This is a genomic window from Lentzea rhizosphaerae, from assembly GCF_042649515.1.
Classification (GTDB): Bacteria; Actinomycetota; Actinomycetes; order Mycobacteriales; family Pseudonocardiaceae; genus Lentzea; species Lentzea aerocolonigenes.
Genome location: NZ_JBHRZI010000028.1, coordinates 41,472 through 57,548 on the forward strand (window position 1 = coordinate 41,472; position 16,077 = coordinate 57,548).

Annotated in this window: 17 protein-coding genes; 7 read left to right on the forward strand and 10 right to left on the reverse strand. The window is 70.7% G+C overall.

Translation table 11 applies throughout. The annotated features are described in order from the left end of the window. Positions 1 to 31: 31 nt before the first annotated feature. The 3 genes from ACFOWZ_RS32105 to ACFOWZ_RS32115 are packed head-to-tail and all read right to left on the reverse strand — an operon-like array spanning position 32 to position 3,047. Positions 32 to 1,360, reverse strand: coding sequence for an ABC transporter permease (locus tag ACFOWZ_RS32105; RefSeq protein ID WP_382377685.1), 1,329 nt, complete (start codon positions 1,358 to 1,360; stop codon positions 32 to 34). Continuing rightward, positions 1,360 to 2,058 (reverse strand): ABC transporter ATP-binding protein, encoded by a 699-nt coding sequence (locus tag ACFOWZ_RS32110; protein ID WP_382377686.1) that lies wholly within the window; start codon positions 2,056 to 2,058, stop codon positions 1,360 to 1,362. Before ACFOWZ_RS32110 ends, ACFOWZ_RS32105 begins: the two co-directional genes overlap by 1 nt. Next, on the reverse strand, positions 2,058 to 3,047 hold the full coding sequence (locus ACFOWZ_RS32115) for an efflux RND transporter periplasmic adaptor subunit (protein ID WP_382377687.1): 990 nt from the start codon (positions 3,045 to 3,047) through the stop codon (positions 2,058 to 2,060). Before ACFOWZ_RS32115 ends, ACFOWZ_RS32110 begins: the two co-directional genes overlap by 1 nt. 140 nt (positions 3,048 to 3,187) lie before the next feature. On the opposite strand from ACFOWZ_RS32115, the gene ACFOWZ_RS32120 reads away from it, so the two are divergent. The 3 genes from ACFOWZ_RS32120 to ACFOWZ_RS32130 are packed head-to-tail and all read left to right on the forward strand — an operon-like array spanning position 3,188 to position 4,663. Further along, on the forward strand, positions 3,188 to 3,982 hold the full coding sequence (locus ACFOWZ_RS32120; RefSeq protein WP_382377688.1) for an SDR family NAD(P)-dependent oxidoreductase: 795 nt from the start codon (positions 3,188 to 3,190) through the stop codon (positions 3,980 to 3,982). Between the two features lie 16 nt (positions 3,983 to 3,998). Continuing rightward, complete coding sequence (locus ACFOWZ_RS32125) at positions 3,999 to 4,190, forward strand: DUF2795 domain-containing protein (RefSeq protein ID WP_382377689.1); 192 nt, start codon at positions 3,999 to 4,001, stop codon at positions 4,188 to 4,190. After that, positions 4,187 to 4,663 (forward strand): DUF1360 domain-containing protein, encoded by a 477-nt coding sequence (locus ACFOWZ_RS32130; RefSeq protein ID WP_382377690.1) that lies wholly within the window; start codon positions 4,187 to 4,189, stop codon positions 4,661 to 4,663. Before ACFOWZ_RS32125 ends, ACFOWZ_RS32130 begins: the two co-directional genes overlap by 4 nt. Here ACFOWZ_RS32130 and ACFOWZ_RS32135 read toward each other — a convergent pair. Next, complete coding sequence (locus ACFOWZ_RS32135) at positions 4,658 to 5,242, reverse strand: hypothetical protein (protein WP_382377691.1); 585 nt, start codon at positions 5,240 to 5,242, stop codon at positions 4,658 to 4,660. The genes ACFOWZ_RS32130 and ACFOWZ_RS32135 overlap by 6 nt on opposite strands. Positions 5,243 to 5,314: 72 nt before the next feature. Between ACFOWZ_RS32135 and ACFOWZ_RS32140 the strand changes: the two genes are divergently transcribed. Continuing rightward, entirely contained in the window at positions 5,315 to 6,010 is a 696-nt protein-coding gene (locus ACFOWZ_RS32140) for a HemK2/MTQ2 family protein methyltransferase (RefSeq protein ID WP_382377693.1), read from the forward strand. Further along, on the forward strand, positions 5,952 to 6,179 hold the full coding sequence (locus ACFOWZ_RS32145) for a CDGSH iron-sulfur domain-containing protein (RefSeq protein WP_382377695.1): 228 nt from the start codon (positions 5,952 to 5,954) through the stop codon (positions 6,177 to 6,179). The genes ACFOWZ_RS32140 and ACFOWZ_RS32145 overlap by 59 nt, the downstream gene beginning before the upstream one ends. On the opposite strand, the gene ACFOWZ_RS32150 is transcribed toward ACFOWZ_RS32145, so the two are convergent. The 3 genes from ACFOWZ_RS32150 to ACFOWZ_RS32160 are packed head-to-tail and all read right to left on the reverse strand — an operon-like array spanning position 6,101 to position 8,490. Next, positions 6,101 to 7,123 (reverse strand): iron-containing redox enzyme family protein, encoded by a 1,023-nt coding sequence (locus ACFOWZ_RS32150; protein WP_382377697.1) that lies wholly within the window; start codon positions 7,121 to 7,123, stop codon positions 6,101 to 6,103. The two genes, ACFOWZ_RS32145 and ACFOWZ_RS32150, sit on opposite strands and share 79 nt — an antisense overlap. Then, positions 7,098 to 8,075 (reverse strand): carboxylate-amine ligase, encoded by a 978-nt coding sequence (locus tag ACFOWZ_RS32155; RefSeq protein WP_382377747.1) that lies wholly within the window; start codon positions 8,073 to 8,075, stop codon positions 7,098 to 7,100. The genes ACFOWZ_RS32150 and ACFOWZ_RS32155 overlap by 26 nt, the downstream gene beginning before the upstream one ends. Further along, entirely contained in the window at positions 8,059 to 8,490 is a 432-nt protein-coding gene (locus ACFOWZ_RS32160; RefSeq protein ID WP_382377698.1) for a DUF4383 domain-containing protein, read from the reverse strand. Before ACFOWZ_RS32160 ends, ACFOWZ_RS32155 begins: the two co-directional genes overlap by 17 nt. Positions 8,491 to 8,581: 91 nt before the next feature. On the opposite strand from ACFOWZ_RS32160, the gene ACFOWZ_RS32165 reads away from it, so the two are divergent. After that, entirely contained in the window at positions 8,582 to 8,980 is a 399-nt protein-coding gene (locus ACFOWZ_RS32165; RefSeq protein ID WP_382377699.1) for a hypothetical protein, read from the forward strand. Here ACFOWZ_RS32165 and ACFOWZ_RS32170 read toward each other — a convergent pair. The 3 genes from ACFOWZ_RS32170 to ACFOWZ_RS32180 form a co-directional block, all read right to left on the reverse strand. Next, positions 8,929 to 11,805: an AAA family ATPase gene (locus tag ACFOWZ_RS32170; protein WP_382377700.1), complete on the reverse strand. Its 2,877-nt coding sequence runs from the start codon at positions 11,803 to 11,805 to the stop codon at positions 8,929 to 8,931. The genes ACFOWZ_RS32165 and ACFOWZ_RS32170 overlap by 52 nt on opposite strands. A 67-nt stretch (positions 11,806 to 11,872) precedes the next feature. Further along, positions 11,873 to 12,061 carry a hypothetical protein gene (locus ACFOWZ_RS32175; protein WP_030472766.1) on the reverse strand — a complete coding sequence of 63 codons (189 nt, stop codon included), beginning with the start codon at positions 12,059 to 12,061 and terminating at the stop codon, positions 11,873 to 11,875. Positions 12,062 to 12,073: 12 nt separating this feature from the next. Beyond that, positions 12,074 to 14,668, reverse strand: a complete 2,595-nt coding sequence (locus tag ACFOWZ_RS32180) for a type 2 lanthipeptide synthetase LanM family protein (protein WP_382377701.1) — start codon at positions 14,666 to 14,668, stop codon at positions 12,074 to 12,076. 143 nt (positions 14,669 to 14,811) lie between these two features. On the opposite strand from ACFOWZ_RS32180, the gene ACFOWZ_RS32185 reads away from it, so the two are divergent. Further along, positions 14,812 to 16,035, forward strand: coding sequence for a helix-turn-helix domain-containing protein (locus ACFOWZ_RS32185; protein ID WP_382377702.1), 1,224 nt, complete (start codon positions 14,812 to 14,814; stop codon positions 16,033 to 16,035). Positions 16,036 to 16,077 lie beyond the last annotated feature (42 nt).

A 16,077-nucleotide genomic window follows, 5' to 3' on the forward strand; every position in this document is an offset into this window, starting at 1 on the left:
TCCGGGGCTTCGCCGGCAACGGGCCAAGGACTCAGGCCCGCATGACTGTGGCGATCGGGATCCGTGCCGCCCGGATGGCCGGGATGAGGCCACCGAGCACACCGGCGATCAGACCGGCGATGACACCGGCCATGCCCGCCTCCCACGGGAAAACGGTGCCCAGCAACGACGGGAACCGGTGGCCGAACATCATCAGCGCCACCTGCAGCCCCGCCGCGCCCGCGCCGATCGCCAGCGCGGCGGTCAGCAGGCCCGTCAGCAACGTCTCGGCGAGCACGATGCCCGCGAGCAGCATGCGCGACATGCCCACCGCGCGGCGCAGGGCGAACTCCTCGACGCGCTCACCGACGGTGGCGAGGCCGACGTTCAGGATGCCCGCGACGCCGATCAGCAGCACCAGGAACGCCATGCCGAGGAAGATCAGCCGCATGATCTTCAGCTGGGACTCCATGCGCTCCTTGGAGTTCACCGTGCGGAAGTTGAGCTGGTTCTGGTCGACGCCGGCGCCGACGAGCTTGGCCTTCAGCAGCTGCTGGAGATCGTCCGAACCCGGCTGCAGGTAGAGCTCGAGGCTGGTGCCGCCGCCGCGGAACCTGTCGGTCTCGCTGGCCGCGACCGCGGTCGGCATCCACGTGCGGAGCTCGTCGAGGCGCATGTAGATGCGCGGCTGGAAGTTGCCGTCCTGGACCACGCCGACGATCTGCGGTGTCAGGTGGTGGGTGGCGCCCTCGATCATCATTTCGCCGGGGATCCGGTACCGGTCGAGGCCCTTGGCGGCCTCCTCGTTGAGCACGATCCTGGGTGCGAGGGAAGGCGCCGTGGTGAAGTCGAGCCAGCTTCCGGAGACCGGGCGGAACGGCTTGAACGGCCGGATGTCGCCAGTCAGTGCGACCATGCTGACCTCGATCGCCTGGCCGTCGGGCTTCTTCTCCGGTTTCTTCTGCTCCTGGCACACACCGCTGGAATCGCAGTACACCTCGGGGCCGTAGTAGCCGCCGCCCTGGCCCGCGTACTCGAACGGCATGCCGCCCTCGTTGATCGGCCGCACGCCGGGCTCGCCGATGACCGCCTTCGAGCTGATCATCGCGACCGCGTCGCTGCGGCCTTTCAGCGTGGCCTCCACGATCCCCGGCGCGCCCTTCTCACCGGGGATGTAACCCATGACCGTGCCGTCCTTGCCCTCCTGGAGCTCGACGTCGGTGAGCATCGCGCGTTCGGCGATCTCGGCCCCGGCCTGCACCGTCACGACGGCGAGCACGCCCAGGAACAGCGACACCATCGACAGGAACGTGCGCAGCTTGCGGGCGCGGATGCCCTGTCCGCCGATGACGAGGGCGGACCGCAACTTGCCGGAGAACATCAGTTGAACCGCCCGTCGCGCAGCTCCAGCACGCGGCCCATCTTGCGCGCGTGGTCGTGGTCGTGCGTGACCAGCACGAGGCCGCAGCCCTGCCTGGTCGTGTTGAGCAGCACCTCGACGACGAGGTTGCCCGTCTCCGTGTCGAGCGCACCGGTCGGCTCGTCGGCGAGGATCACCCGCGGTTGCCGGACGAGCGCGCGGGCGATCGCGACGCGCTGCTGCTCACCGCCGGAGAGCCTGGCGGGCTTGGACTTCGCGAGGTGCGCGATGCCGACCTGTTCCAGCGCCTCCATCACCTGCTGCTTGCGCTTGCGGCGGGCCGACCAGCCCTGGCCGTTCACCAGCGCCATCGCCACGTTCTGCGCCGCGGTGAGGTGCTTGAGCAGGAAGAACCGCTGGAACACGAACCCGAACTCGGCGCTGCGCAGTGCGGCGGCCCTGCGTTCCGGCAGTCGCGTGATGTCGTTGCCGTGCAGGAAGTACTGGCCTTCGTCGGCACGGTCGAAGAGCCCGATGAGGCTCAGCAGCGTCGACTTGCCGGAGCCGGACCTGCCGAGGATCGCCACGCTCTGTCCGGGGTGGACGGTCAGGTCCACCCCGGACAGGATCGTGCGCGGTTCCTCTTGGCCCTTCAAGACTTTCGTGATGCCGTTGAGCTGGAGCAGCGGCGCCTGGACCTGAACCTGTGGTGCGGTCATCACGGTCCCGTCGGCTTCTGGCTCGGCTCGCCGCCCTGCTGCTGGCCTTCCGGCAGGTTCGGGCCGGGCACCGCGAGCTCCTCGTCACCGGTGAGACCCGACTTGATCTCGATGACCTTGCCGTCGGTGAGGCCGAGGGTCACCTCGGTGGTGCGGCGCGAACCGTCGGGCTGCATCACGTCGACCTTGCCCTTGCCCTGCTGACCGGCCACGGCTTCGACGGGAACGACCAGCGCCTGCGCCGACTTGCCGGTGGTGACCTCGATCGACGCGCTGGCGCCGTTGATCATCTGCACGTCCGCGGGCGCGGTGCACACGATGCGCAGGCCCGTCGCCGAGCTCGGCGTCTGCGGCTGGTCCTTGGGCTGCTGCGGCTGGTCCTTCGGATCCTTCTGGTCCTTGTTGTCCGGCGTGACCGGCGGCTTCTCCGGGATCGTGCCCTGTGGCAGCGCGGCGATCGTGCCGAGCACGGTGCACGGGAACGGGCCGGGACCGTTCTTGATCTGTACGGTCACGTCGGTCAGGGCACCGCTGATCTTGTACGCCTGCTGGCCGTCGATGTCGCCGACGATCGCGTAGCCGACGTGCTTGGCCGTCGCGAGCGGCATGCCCGCCGTCACCGTCGCCTTGTCGTCGACCAGACGTCCGCTGAACGTCGAACCGGCCGGCGCCTCCACGTAGTTCGGCGCCCCGTCCTTCCACACCGTCGCGACCCGGATGGGCTTGGTGGGCGTGCCGTTGGGCGTCGGGACGTCGAAGTACCGCACCTGGCCCGCGACCGGCGCGACGAGGCCGAACGTCGGGTTCATCTCGACCTTGCCGGAGATGCTGAGCTTCGTCGTCAGGTCCTGCTTGGTCGGCTTGACCTTGGTCATCTGGGTGCCGCGCGGTGCCAGCTCCGGGTTGGTCTTCTCCGGACCTGACGGACTGCACGCCGCCACGGCGACCGTGACCAGCGCGCACAGCGGCGCGAGAACGATTTTGCGCACGAATGTCCCCCATGTCGTTTCAACCAACCTACCGATAAGGACACCTGATCGGTCCGGGAGGTTGCATCGGACTTTCGGCCGATGTCGCATCGACCTGGTGGCCACGGGTATCCGGTGTGTTGACCGGAAGGAGAAGACCTGTGAATGCGCTTGCCGTCGTAACCGGTGCTTCGAGTGGAATAGGTTACGAACTCGCGAAAGTCCTCGCGGACAACGGCTTCGACGTCGTCGTCGCCGCGGAGAACGAGAAGATCGCCGACGCGGCCGCGCAGCTGAGCCTGCGCAGCGGTGGCGTGCGGGTGGAACCGGTGCGCGTCGACCTGCGTGGTTATGACGGCGTGGAGGCGCTCGTGGCCCACGTCCGGGCGATGGGACGGCCGGTGGACGTGCTCGCGATCAACGCGGGCGTCGGCGTCGGCGGCGATTTCGTGCGCGACACGTCGGTGGACGACAACCTGGAGATCGTGGACCTGAACGTCCGCTCCGCCGTGCACCTCGCGCACCGCCTGATCAGCGACATGGTGGACCGCAAGGAGGGCAAGGTCCTGTTCACCTCGTCGATCGCCGCCACCGCGCCCGGCCCGTTCCACTCGGTCTACGCGGCCTCGAAGGCGTTCCTGGCGTCGTTCGCCCAGGGCCTGCGCGAGGAGCTGCGCGACACCGGCGTCACCGTCACGACGCTCATGCCGGGTCCGACGGACACCGAGTTCTTCGAGCGTGCGGGCATGCAGGACACCAAGGTCGCCACGGGGGACAAGGACGACCCGGCGAAGGTGGCGCAGCAGGGCTTCGACGCGCTGATGAAGGGCGACGACCACGTGGTCGCGGGTTCGCTGAAGAACAAGGTCCAGGCGGTCGCGGGCAAGGTCGCACCGGATCCGGTGAAGGCGAAGATGATGCGCACCATGACCGAGCCCGGTTCAGCCGACTCCTGACGGGTACTCGCGCGCCATGAGCCAACCGAACCCCATCGAGATCCAGAAGTACCTCTCCGGCGTGGACTACCCGGTGACCAAGCAGAACCTGCTGGACAAGGCCAGTGAGAACGGCGCGGGCGAGGACGTGCTGGCGGCGCTGGAGCGTCTGCCGGAGCGCGACTACAACGGCCCGAACGCTGTCAGCGCGGAGGTAACGAAGGCGTGAGGAAGATCTGGCAGGCCTACGGCGAGGGCAGGCCGCTGCCCGGCTACCTCCTCGCCATCGGCAGCTACGCGGCTCTGGCCGGCGCCGTTTCGGTGGCCGGGCGCCTCACCGGCGTCCGGCTGCCCGAGCGGTTCTCGCTGCGCGACACCGCGCTCGTCGGCGTGGCGACGCACAAGGCGAGCCGGTTGCTGACCAAGGAGGCGGTGACGAGTCCGCTGCGGGCTCCGTTCACCCGGTACGAGGCACCGGCGGGCCACGCGGAGCTCAAGGAGAGCCCTCGCGACGACCACCCGGCGCAGCACGCGGTGGGCGAGCTGCTCACGTGCCCGTTCTGCGCGGGGGTGTGGATCGCGAGCGGGCTCACCGCCGGTCTCGTGTTCGCACCGAGGGTCACCCGTCTCGTCGCGACCGCGTTGACCGCCGTCGCGGCCTCGGACGCGCTGAACCTGGCGTACGACAAGCTGAAGTCATGACTCCTGGCGGCCGCGCCTGCTCCCCTCGTAGGCCTGCTCGCGCAGCAGGGCGAGCCAGCGCGGCGCCAGCTCCATCTCCGCGTGCCGGTTGTGGACGGGGTTGAACGCCAGCGGCGCGGAGTCACCGTTCGGAGGGTTCAGCGACACGGTGGCGACCTCGCGCCAGTCGGCGTCCTTCCCGGACGAGTGGATCGTGAACCGCGCCGGCGGCTCGCCGTCGTCCGGCACGGCCATGAACCACACCAGCTCGCCGCGGTAGCGGTACGGCGCCAGCGTGCCGAGCCGGGCGTCGCGCCAGTGCCGCACGAACTTCGGCAGCATCCGAGTCCGCTCGCCCGTGCCGGTGCTGGACATCAGCAGGTCCCAGTCGCCCGACTCGGTGGGCACGCGCAGCGCGATGCCGAGCACGTCCGGCTTGCCGGGCGGTGTGCCCGCGCCCTTGGAGAGCCGCACGGTCACGGTGGCGTTGTGGGGGAAGGGGTCGGTGCCGCTCAGCTCGCCGGTCGTCTGGAGGCCCCGCGGGTGCAGGGCGCGGTCGTGCCTGGCCTTGGCGAGCAGGCGGAAGACAGTCGTCAGCACATCCCCGTGTACCCGCGAAAAGCCTGGAAAAACGCCGTGTTTCAAGGTCTTCCGGCGGGGGATTCTCACGGGGTGAGGCTGCTCAGAGCTCCGGGCGTGTACGCGCCCCAGGACGACACCGCGCTCCTCGTCGAGGCGATGCGCGCCGCGGCGATCCCGGCGGGTGTCCGCGTGCTCGACATCGGCACCGGCACCGGTGCGCTGGCCATCGCCGCGATCCGCGCCGGAGCCGCCGAGGTGACCGGGGTGGACGTCTCCCGGCGTGCGGTGTGGACCGCACGGATCAACGCCGCCCTGCACCGGCTGCCGATGCGGGTCCGGCTCGGCAACGCGCTGGACGTCATCGCGGACGAGCGTTTCGACCTGGTGCTCGCCAATCCGCCCTACGTGCCTGCTGCCAACCCTTGCGCGGCGAGCGGTCCGGCACGGGCGTGGGACGCGGGTGTGGACGGACGTCAGCTGCTGGACCCTTTGTGCGCCAGGACGTTCGACCTCCTGGTGCCGGGAGGGGTCGTGCTGATCGTCCACTCGGCACTGTGCGGAGTGGACACGACGGTGCGGCAGCTGCGGGACAACGGCCTGAAAGCGGCGGTCGTGCAACGGCGCTGGGTGCCGTTCGGCCCGGTGATGAACGGCAGGATCGACTTTCTCGAGAGGCACGGGCTGATCGCGCCCGGTCAGCGGCAAGAGGAACTGGTGGTGATCCGCGGTGACCGGCCAGAACGCCCGCAGGGTGACGGTGGTGCCGAACGGTCCGGTGCTCGTTGAGGGTCCGGTCGAGCTCGTCACCGACGACGGTGTGACGCACACCAGCGACCGGTTCGTGGTCGCGGTGTGCGCGTGCCGCCGCAGCAAGCGCTACCCGTTCTGCGACACCAGCCACCGCAAGCGCGTGCGCAGCGACGACTCGCCGGAACGCCAGCTCGACAGCAGATGATCCGCGAGCCGCGCCTCCAGCAGTTCCGTGGCCTGGATGCCGAACACCACGTCCCCCTTGAGCTCCGGCTCCTGCTCCAGCAGTGACCCGATGACGTCGCGGCGCATGATCTGCTCGTGCACGGCGTCGGCCTCGATGTGCTCGGTGAAGAACTCGACGCACCGCGGATCGGCGCCGAGCCGGTCCAACGCCTGCGCCATCCGTTGCGCGCTCGGTGCCGTGGTGATCTCCGCGGCGGCGAAGTGGCCGACCAGCGCGCCGCGCAACGACCGGTGCAGGCCGAACAACGACATCATGTTGACGATCGCGATGGCCGGTGCCGGCACGTCGTCGAGGTAGTGCAGGTAGCCCGACGACATTCCGGCGCCTTCGAGCAGGTCGGCGTAGAGGCGCGAGTGCATCCGGTCGGCCTTGCCGCCGCCGAACTCGTCGAACTCCACCGCCACCAGCGCCGCCTTGGCCCTGCCGCGCAGCCTCGGGATCACCCACGCGTGCGGGTCGGCTTCCTTGTGGTGGTACACAGACCTGTGCGCGAAGTACTCGCGCATCTCGTCCCAGGTCCCGTTGTCCCGCAGGTGGTGCGACACCCCGCTGCCGGGCACGTGTTCGACCAGCAACGCGTCCAACTCCGCGTCGAGGTCCTCTCCGCCGTCCACATCGGACCGCAGCGCGGCGAGGAAGACGATCTCGGCCTGGGCGCGCAGGGCGAGCAGCTGCGGATCCCACTCCCAGGCGGGGTGCACGCCGTCGAAACCGCAGTAGTGCAGCTCGTACAGCACGTGCAGCGCGATGGTCAGGTCCTCGCCGTAAGGGTCGGCGTCGGTGAACGGGATCGGGCGGCCGTCCGGGTCGCCGCTCAGCGTGCTGATGACGGTCTCCGAGAGCGGGCCTCGGGGCGGGGGAAGCTTCACCACGGTGTCATACCCGCCGGTCGACGAGGTCATGCACGAGCGCGAGCTCGCCGCGGTCCTCCAGCGCCGGTGTCACGTGCTCCACCAGGCGTTCGAGCAGAGCGGTCGCCGGCACCCGGCACTCCCGCCACGGATCGACCGCCGCACCGTCCAGACCGTACCGGGAAGCCGCCCAGACGGCCGCTGCGCACACGTCGTCCCGCACCGGGGGTGACTCCACCCCGTGGCACGCCGTGTGCACCAGAGCGCGCGACAGGGCCGCTTGCAGGACCGCGTCCTCGACCGTCGCCGCCGCGTCCGCCGCGCGGAACTCCACGGTCGGCAGCTTCGGCGACAGGCGGGCGAGCCAGAACGACTGGGCGCGGTCCACGAGCGTTCCGCAAGCGACCATCCTGGCGACGGCGGCGTCGTACTCGGCGGCGCCGGAGAAGACCGGAGGCACGCCGGAACCGGGGAAGCGCGACTGCTCCACCATCCGCCAGCTCGCGTAGCCGTTGTCCGGTGAGTTGGCGGACAAGGCGAGCAGCGTCGGCAGCCACGGCCGGACGTGGTTCAGCACACGCACGCCGGTCTCGCGGTCGGGCACACCGACGTGAACGTGGCACCCGCAGGCCTCGTAGTGCTCGACGACTCCCGCGTAGGTGTCCAGCACGTGGCGGAACCGCGGGTTGCCGCGGCTGACGATCTCCCGCTTCGACGGTTTCTGCGGTGTGCCGCGGGAAAGCAGCCCCAGACCGACCTCCTCGGCCGCCTTCTCGAGCGCCGTGCGGGCCTGCCGCAACGCCTCGCCCAGGTCGGCGACCGAGGTGCACGGACCGGTCGCCGCCTCGACCTGCGTGCCCGCGAGCTCGGCGTGGAACCTGGTGAGCTCGCTGTCCTGGACACGCGCCAGCACGGCGTCCGCCCGCACCGAGGTGCGTCCGGACGCCGTGTCGACGAGAAGGAACTCTTCTTCTACGCCAACGGTGTCAGCGCACTGCGGCACGTCGGCCAAGTGCGACTCCCAGTCCGATCATGCCGAGGCCGAGGACGAAGTGCAGCCAGTCGTCCGCGGAGTTGAGCGGCACGAAGTTCGCGTCGCTCGTCTTGTCGATCACGAGTCCGTACAGCCACAGCACGAGGTAGATCGCGCCGCCGCCGATCAGGAACGCCCGTGCGCCCGCCGGTGTGCGCGCGGCCAGGAAGCCCGCGACGCCGAACAGGAGGTGCACGATGTTGTGCAGGATCGACACCATGAAGACGCCGAGGAGCATCGCGCCGGACTCGTGACCCGCGAAGGTCATCTGGTCGTAGTCCGTCGTGATGCCCGGGATGAATCCGAGCACGCCGACCAGCGCGAACACCGCTGCGACGACGAGTGCGGCCTGCTGGACCCGCGTGCGGGTGGTGACGTCGACCATCGAACTCACCTCGTGGTTTGGTCGTGACGTGGTCGATCACCGGCTACCCGGGAAGGGTAGGGGCAAACGCCCGCGGGGTATTCGTTCCGGCATGGACGACCAGACGATCGAAGCCCTGGGCAAGCTGAGCAAGGCGCTGGAGACCACCGAACGGGCGCGCGGCCACCTCTACTCGTTCCACCAGCTCACCGGATCGGCCGACTTCATGCTGGACGAGGCGATCGAGGCACTGCGCGAGGCGGGCCACCACGAGCACGCGGACCGGGTGCAACGGGAGCTGCTCGGCCGCAACGTGCTGCCGGGGCGGTGGACGTTCGAAGTTGTCGAGCAGTACGACGACACCTACTACGACGTCTTCCGTGACGTGGAACGCGCGACGCGGGAGGCCCTGGGCAACGGCAGGCGCCACGAGTACGAGGCACGGCTCAAGCGCGAACGTCAGCGGCTCAGCGCGGCGGCGTACGCGGAGAGGGACTCCCGGTCGGGCTGACCCGTCTTGGCGATCAGCGACGCGACGTGCTTCTCCACCGTGCGCGGCGAGATGTGCAGCCGGGTCCCGATGGCCTTGTTGCCCATCCGGTCCGCCAGCAGCACGAACACCTCGAACTCGCGCACCGTCACGCCGTGCCCGCGCAGCTGCTGCGGCACCTGTTCGGTGCCGGTGCGGCGTTGCTGGACGGGTGCGCCGGCCTGCCTGAGCAGGCCCCGGCACGCCGACGCCACCGCGGGGATCGACGCCTGGTGGAAGTACTCCTCGGCCGAACGCAGCCAGGACACCGGATCGCCCCACGCGGCGGCCTCCGGTGCGACCAGCCGCAGGCCGAGGTGCCGTGCCATCGGGTAGATGGCCGCGGCGTCCTGGGCGCGCTGGAAGGCCTCCAGGGCCTCGCTGCACCGGTTGTCGCGGCCGAGCAACACGGCGTGCGCGAGTTCGGCGAACTGCCGGTTCCACCGCATGCCGGCGGGCGAACCCTTGGCCAGCACGACGTAGTCGTGCCAGTCGAACCGGCCGTCGAGCACCCCGAGGAGCACGTCCATGCCGTGCGTGCCGGAGAGGTGGAACGTCGTGGGGTTCTGCGACTCCAGGGCGCGCGCCCGGTCGAGCTCCTGCGTTGCCAGCGCGTGGTTCTCTTCGAGGAGGGCGCAGAACGCGCTCGCGAGTCCGTAGCAGAGCGGGAACTCCTGCGTGCCGCTCTTCGCGACCGCTTCGAACTCCCTGATGGCGTCATCGGTTCCGGCGCGGTCGCCGCGGTGCGCGGCCAGCGTCGCCTTCGCCATCAACAGGTACCGGGTCAGGACGTGCAGCCGCAGGCGCGTGGTCGTGTGCAGGCACCGGTCGATCTGCTCGGCGGCCACCGCGTAGTCGCCGGTGAGCACGGACTGCAACGCCAGGATCGCGTCCACGTTGTGCGCCACCGTGATCGCACCCGCCCGGTACGCCTCGGCGTGCGTGCGGCCCAGCGCTGCGGTGCTGCCGTGTTCGAGCCAGTCGTTGCCCGCCAGGCGCACCAGCGCGTAGACGTGCTGGATCGGCATCCGGTGGGTGTCCGCGAGCGCGAGTGCCTTGCCGAAGCACGCGTTGGCCTCGTGGAGGTCCTGTTCGCGTGCGATGACCCCGAGGAGCTGCCACGCCTCGCACGCGACCGCCGGCAGGTGCGCCCGGTCCGCCGCGAGAGCAGCCTGCCGCGCGAGTCCCGCTGCCGAGGAGATCCGGTCGGGGCTCGGGATGTTCAGCGTGAGGTAGGCCGAGTTCACGTCGAGCTGCGCGGTCAGCTCGTCGGGCGCGTCCGGTCCGAGCAGCGTGCGGGCGATGCGCACCTGTTCCACGCCTTCGGTGAACCACCCGGCGATGTGGGCGACGCGGGCGAGTCGCGTGTGGAGCCTGGCGCGGCGTGAGCCCTCCAGGCCGTGCAGCCCGGGCACGTCCAGCGCGAACGCCCGTTCGAAGTCGCCCGTCTCGGCCAGCGCGGGAAGGAGCGTGTCCAGGACGTCCGCGCGTGCGGTGATGTCGTCCGCCAGCAGGCGTTGCGCGCGGTCGAGCAACGTGACGGCCGAGCCCGCCGCGCCGCCCGCCAGCGCCCGTTTGCCCGCCTCGGCGAACAGAAGGCCTGCCTGGGTGGGGGATCCGGCGTCGGACCGCAGCTTCGCGACGAGCGGGCACCAGTCGCTGGGCAGTCCGGGGTGCAGTTCCTCGATCACGTCGGCGGTGCGCTGGGACAGGTCCGCACGTTCGGCGGGCGTCAGCTGGGCGAGCAACGCATCCGCGGTGAGCGGGTGCCGGAACGCGTACCAGTCGGGAGCGGGCTCGTCCGGCGTCACGAGCTGAGCGGCGACACCCGCGTGCAGGTGGCTGAGCAGGCGGCGGTCGTCGGTGCCGGTCACCTTCTGCACCACCGAGAGCGGGAAGCGGTGGCCCAGCACCGCGGCGATCGACAGCACCTCGCGGCCCTGCGGACCGAGCCTGTCCGTGCGGTGCGCGACGCTGCGCACGAACGCCGCCGGCACCGGCAGCTTGAGCTCGCCGAGCACCTGCCAGCCGTGCTCGCCGGACAGCAGGAGCCCGCTGCTCACCATGCTGTGCAGCAGTTCCTCGACCAGGAACGGGTTTCCGGCGCTGTCCGTCCACAAGCGATCGGTCAGCTCCCGCGGGACCTGCGCGCTCTCCAGACAGGCGGCGGTCATCTGCCCGACCTCGGCCTGCGAGAGCCGGTGCAGTTCGAGCAGGACGGCGGAACCGCGCTGCACGATCCGCTGGACGAGCTCCCACGCGTGGCCGGGTTCGGTGCGGATCGTCGCGAGCAGCAGGACCGGCTGGTCCTCCAGGTTGTCCGCGAGGTACTCGACGACGGCGAGCGTCTCGGCGTCCGCCTCGTGCAGGTCTTCGAGGACGAGCAGGCACGGCGTCTTGCGCGCGACGGACGCGAGCAGCCGCAGCACCGCCTCGGCGAGCACCACGACCGACTCCGTGGTGGACCGGTGGTCGTGCCACTCCGGGATCAGCGTGCCCAGCACGGGTTTGTAGGGCCCGAGCGCGGAGTCGTCCGGTGGTTCGCCGCGGAAGAGACCCAGAAGGGCTTCCGCGATTGGACGAAACGGCACCATCGGCCCGATCGTCGTGCCGCGTCCCTTGAGCACCCGCATGCCCTCGTCGAACGCCTGGCCCGCCGCGTACCGCGCGAGCCTGGATTTGCCGATGCCGGCCTCACCCGTCAGGAAGAGGGCGCCACCACGGGATTCACGGATGTGTCCGAGTGCCCCGGTGATGGCCGCGACCTCTCGGTCGCGGCCGACCACGTGGGGCGCTCGGGTCTGCATTCCTGGACCCTAACGGCCGTGTGAAGCCCTCCGTGTCGGCTGCACAGACGCATTCAGGCCGAATGGATCACCTGGCGCTGACGGTCGTCTCGGCCAGCGTGGGCGTGATCGCCGAGACCGCGCTCATCGCGAGGGTCAGGCCCATCAACGCTCGCGCCCTCGCTCCCGCGCGGGTCTTCGGGGCGAGCTCCATCTCCCCGATCACGTGCTCGGCCGGCTCGGGCTGGGCGGCCGTGCGGTGCAGGGACTCGTTCATCGGGTGCACTCCTCAGTGTGTCGGATCGGGTTCGAGCTGCAGGACTGAAGGCACCGGAAAGCCCTGGCGCAGCAGGCCGTGGCCGATGCCGGCCAGACCCGTGAGCAGGCCGGGCGACGCAACGCCACCCGGTGTGGCGCACCGTGCGCCGTGCTCGTCCAGTGCTCCCAGCAACAACGCCGTGCGGCGGGTCGCGGCGCTGGGGTGGTGGGCGGCCAGTGCTTCGACGACGCCCAGTTCACCGTGGCAGAGACTCATGTCCCGCAACGGTTCCCGTGACGCCAGCAGACCGGCCAGTCGTTCGTCGTCGCGTGCCAGTGCAGCACCCGAGAGCCCCGCGCACCACCCGGCATCCGTCGGGTCGATGGCGTCGCTCTCCAGGAACGCTTCTGCTGCCACACCCGTTAACTCGTCGCGAACCGTTGCCGCGTAACGCCGCAGGGCCCATCCGATTCCGGACTGGCCGCGCGCGAAGCCGTTCGCGCTGCACCGGGCGGTGCGCAGAACGGCGGCGTAGTGGTCCGCGAGGGCGAGTGACGCGGGCGTGCCGACGGCGAGCATGGCGGCCAGCGACCCCGCGAGGCCGTCCACGACGCCGGGGACCGAGTCCTCGCGCGGCATCACCGACACCGCGCGTTCCAGCAGCGACGGGTCGAGGCCGAGCAGCGTGGTCAGACGCTTGAGGCCGTAACAGATGCCGCCCAGGCCGTGCACCCCGCCGCCCGCCGCCTCGACGAGTTCTGGTTCCGCGGCGAACATCTCGAGCAGCGCGGGCAACGGGCGCAGCGCGTCGTGGGCGAAGTCGACGTACCTGGCCGCGCCGGTCAACGCGCCGAGCTCGGCCAGGAACAGCGCCACGCCCGTGTAACCGTTGGACAGACCGGCGCCGAGTGCCTGCACGGTCCAGTGCTGGTCGTCGACGAGCTCGAGGCCGAGCCAGTTGACGCGGTTCCTGCCGGTGACGGCGTGCGCGAGGATCTGGTCGGCGATTCCGCACGCGGCGACCAGCAACCGCGCCGGGTCCGGGTCGACCGCGGCGACGTGCCCCGGCAGTGCGTCACCGCTGTGGTGCGACACCGGCCGCGGCCGTGACGCCAGCAGGGCCGTGATCACCCACTGCTGGTCGTGCCGGTCGACCTCGCTCATCGCCGCGATCTTGCGTTCGACGGCGAGCAGTCCGGGCTCCGGCAGCATCCCCGGCAGCCGGAGCCCGGACGCCGTCCACAGGTCGGCCGACCCCGGACGGCACGTGAACAACGGCACGTCACCGCGCCACAGGTCGGAGACCTCGAACGGCACCAGCCGGTCGAGCAGCGGATCGTCGACCACCAGCACCCCGAACGCGAGGTCGCGGTCCAGCGCGTCGGCGAGCACCGACGGGTGCGTCGACTCGTCGAGCAACCGTGCGTACTGACGCGTCGCACGGGCGATGAACCGCACCTCGTCGTCGGCACATGTACGGACGAGCTGCAGCAGCTCGTCCCGATGAGCCACGATCGCGTCGTAGCCCGCGCGGAACCCGGCCAGCAGCGAGTCCTGGTAGTCGGCGGGCTCGGCGGTTTTGTCACCGAGCAACGGCCGGTTGTGCGCCCCCGACGTCTCCCTCGGCCGCCGCACGAGCCGCATCCGGTCGGTCCCGGCGTCGGCCCAGTCGACGACGTCCAGCGGCGACAGCACGCCACGGTCACCCCCCACACCGGACACGTCCGCGACGCCGTTGTCGCCGAGCAGCACGTGGGGGAGCAGAGCCGTGCGGTGCACCGACCGCACGAGGGCCAGCACGGCGGGGTCGGTGTCCGGTGTGAGCGTCGGGTGGAACAGCGTCTCGACGTCCACGAGCACGGGCTGGTCGCCGCACGCGATGAGGTTCTCGTAGTGCATGTCCGTGCCGTCGACCGCGTAGAGCAGGGCCAGCAGCGCCCCGAGCCGCCGGTAGAACTCGGCGACCCCGGCGACGTCCGCGCACGGCCGGTGCTCGATGTGCTCGATCCACCCGTAGCCGTCGCGGGGCAGCAGGCACGGCGACCGGAAGGTGATTCCAGTTCGCTTGGAAAGCCATCTCAGCTGGGCGACGAACCGCACGTGCAGTGCCGTCGCGCGCGGCCGGTAGATGAGCTTCGCCCCGGAGTCGAAGGTCAGCACCGCCACCGTGCGCCCCTGCTGGTGCGCGTCGCCCTGCCCCATCTCGATCGAGGTCAGCGCACCGGGGTCGAGCCCGCCGAACACCGTCCGCACGATCTCGCCGCGGTCGCGCGTGAACCGAGACGACAGCTCGTGGTGCGTGGAAACGGCCTGCTCACAGGCCTGCGCGAGCAGCCGCGCCAGCACGGGGTAGCGGTGGAAGAGCGCCGTCAGGTCGAGGGTCCGCGTGAACTCGGTGAACCGCTCTTCGCTGGTGTGGCCTTGCAGCGTGCCGCGCGCCTCGTGCAGCTCCAGCACCAGCGTGCGGGTGGCGATGGCGACGAGTTTGCGTCCGAGCTGCTCGGCGAACGACGCGTCGAACGGCGGCGCCACCTCGGTGCGCGCGGCGTCGATCAGCGGACGCAGGGCGTGGGCGAAGGCAGCTGTCCAGCTCTCACCCGTGGTGGTCTCGGCCGCTGAGGTCACGGGACACAACCTCGCACGCGCGGGCGAGCCGGCACATGGGTACCGGTCCCCCAGATTTGCGGCGGACGTGAATATGGGGGTTTCGTCCCCATGTTCCGCGGCCCGATCGCCCCGAGACTCGTGTCACCGAGGAGGGAACGGGCATGAGGGAGTTCGGGGAACTACTGCGCACGCACCGCATCCACGCGGGCCTGACCCAGCAACAGCTGGCCGACTTCGCGATGGTGAGCGTGCGCGCGATCCGCGACCTGGAGTGCGGCAGAACCCGCTCACCACGCGCGGAGACGGTCCGGTTGCTCGCAGACGGCCTGCGCCTGGACGAGGGCAGCCGAGCCGACCTGCAACAGGCGGGCGGCCGGACTTCGGGCCGCATGCCGGTGGCACCGCCCGCACCCATGATGGCGATCGTGGGGCGCGAGGCGGAGGCGGCGGCGTTGGGGGCGCTGCTGGTGGAGGGGGCAGGGGCGTCCGTCGGTGGTGTGGGGGAGGAGCGGTGCCTGCCTGGTCCGGGTGGTTCGGGGGCCGGGTCGGGTTCGGTGAGCGCGGGCTCGTTCGTGGGAAGGCAGCGCCTGACCTCGAACCTCGCACCTGGCAGCCGGGGGGAGTCCGACACCACCACCGGCCCGGCCCGCGTCCCCCACCGCCTCGTCACGATCACCGGCGTCAGCGGCTCCGGCAAGACCCGCCTGGCCCTCGAGGTCGCCGGCGACCTCCACTTCCGCCGCGGCTGGTCCGTGCTCTGGTACCCACAAGCGCGCCCGTCGGTCGACGACGACCAGGACACCCTCCTCGTCACCGACCACCGGCCCGACCCCCGCCTGCTCACCGCCCACCCGAGGCTGCGCGTCGTCGTCACGGCGCTCGCCCCCACCGGACTGCCCAGCGAGCACGTGTTCCCGCTCGGACCGCTCGCCGACGACGCGGCGCTGAGCCTCCTGCTCACGCTCGTGCACCGGGTGCGGCCCGGCTTCCGCCCAGAGCCGTCGAACCAGGCCGCGCTCGCCGGTCTCGTGCGCGAGCTGGACGGGCTGCCGTCCGCGCTCGAGTTCGCCGCGGGCTGGTTCATGGTCTACTCGCCGCAGCACCTGCTGGAACGGTTGCGCTCCAACCCGATGGACCCGACTTCGGCCCACCTGCGCGACTCGTTGCGGCGTTCGCTGTCCACGTTGGACGAACAGCAGCGCGCAACACTGAACCGCATGATCGACCAGGAGTGCCACGACGACGCGCACGCGCTGAGCGTGCGCGGGCTGGTCCGCCGCGCCGGACCCCGATACGAGGTGCTCAACCTCGTGCGCGCGGCGGTGCGGGAACCGGTGTCAGGGCCGCACTTCTCCGGAGGTGTGGCCCTGACCTGGCCCTGTTAGGCGGCTGTGTAGAGGCCGGCACCGAGCGCCTGCTGTTTTGGC

Coding starts and splice junctions, on each gene's coding strand:
- ACFOWZ_RS32170 (WP_382377700.1), bottom strand. CDS start 11,805: ATGCAGACCCGAGCGCCCCACGTGGTCGGCCGCGACCGAGAGGTCGCG.
- ACFOWZ_RS32185 (WP_382377702.1), top strand. CDS start 14,812: ATGAGGGAGTTCGGGGAACTACTGCGCACGCACCGCATCCACGCGGGC.
- ACFOWZ_RS32150 (WP_382377697.1), bottom strand. CDS start 7,123: ATGACCTCGTCGACCGGCGGGTATGACACCGTGGTGAAGCTTCCCCCG.
- ACFOWZ_RS32105 (WP_382377685.1), bottom strand. CDS start 1,360: ATGTTCTCCGGCAAGTTGCGGTCCGCCCTCGTCATCGGCGGACAGGGC.
- ACFOWZ_RS32160 (WP_382377698.1), bottom strand. CDS start 8,490: ATGGTCGACGTCACCACCCGCACGCGGGTCCAGCAGGCCGCACTCGTC.
- ACFOWZ_RS32165 (WP_382377699.1), top strand. CDS start 8,582: ATGGACGACCAGACGATCGAAGCCCTGGGCAAGCTGAGCAAGGCGCTG.
- ACFOWZ_RS32110 (WP_382377686.1), bottom strand. CDS start 2,058: ATGACCGCACCACAGGTTCAGGTCCAGGCGCCGCTGCTCCAGCTCAAC.
- ACFOWZ_RS32175 (WP_030472766.1), bottom strand. CDS start 12,061: ATGAACGAGTCCCTGCACCGCACGGCCGCCCAGCCCGAGCCGGCCGAG.
- ACFOWZ_RS32125 (WP_382377689.1), top strand. CDS start 3,999: ATGAGCCAACCGAACCCCATCGAGATCCAGAAGTACCTCTCCGGCGTG.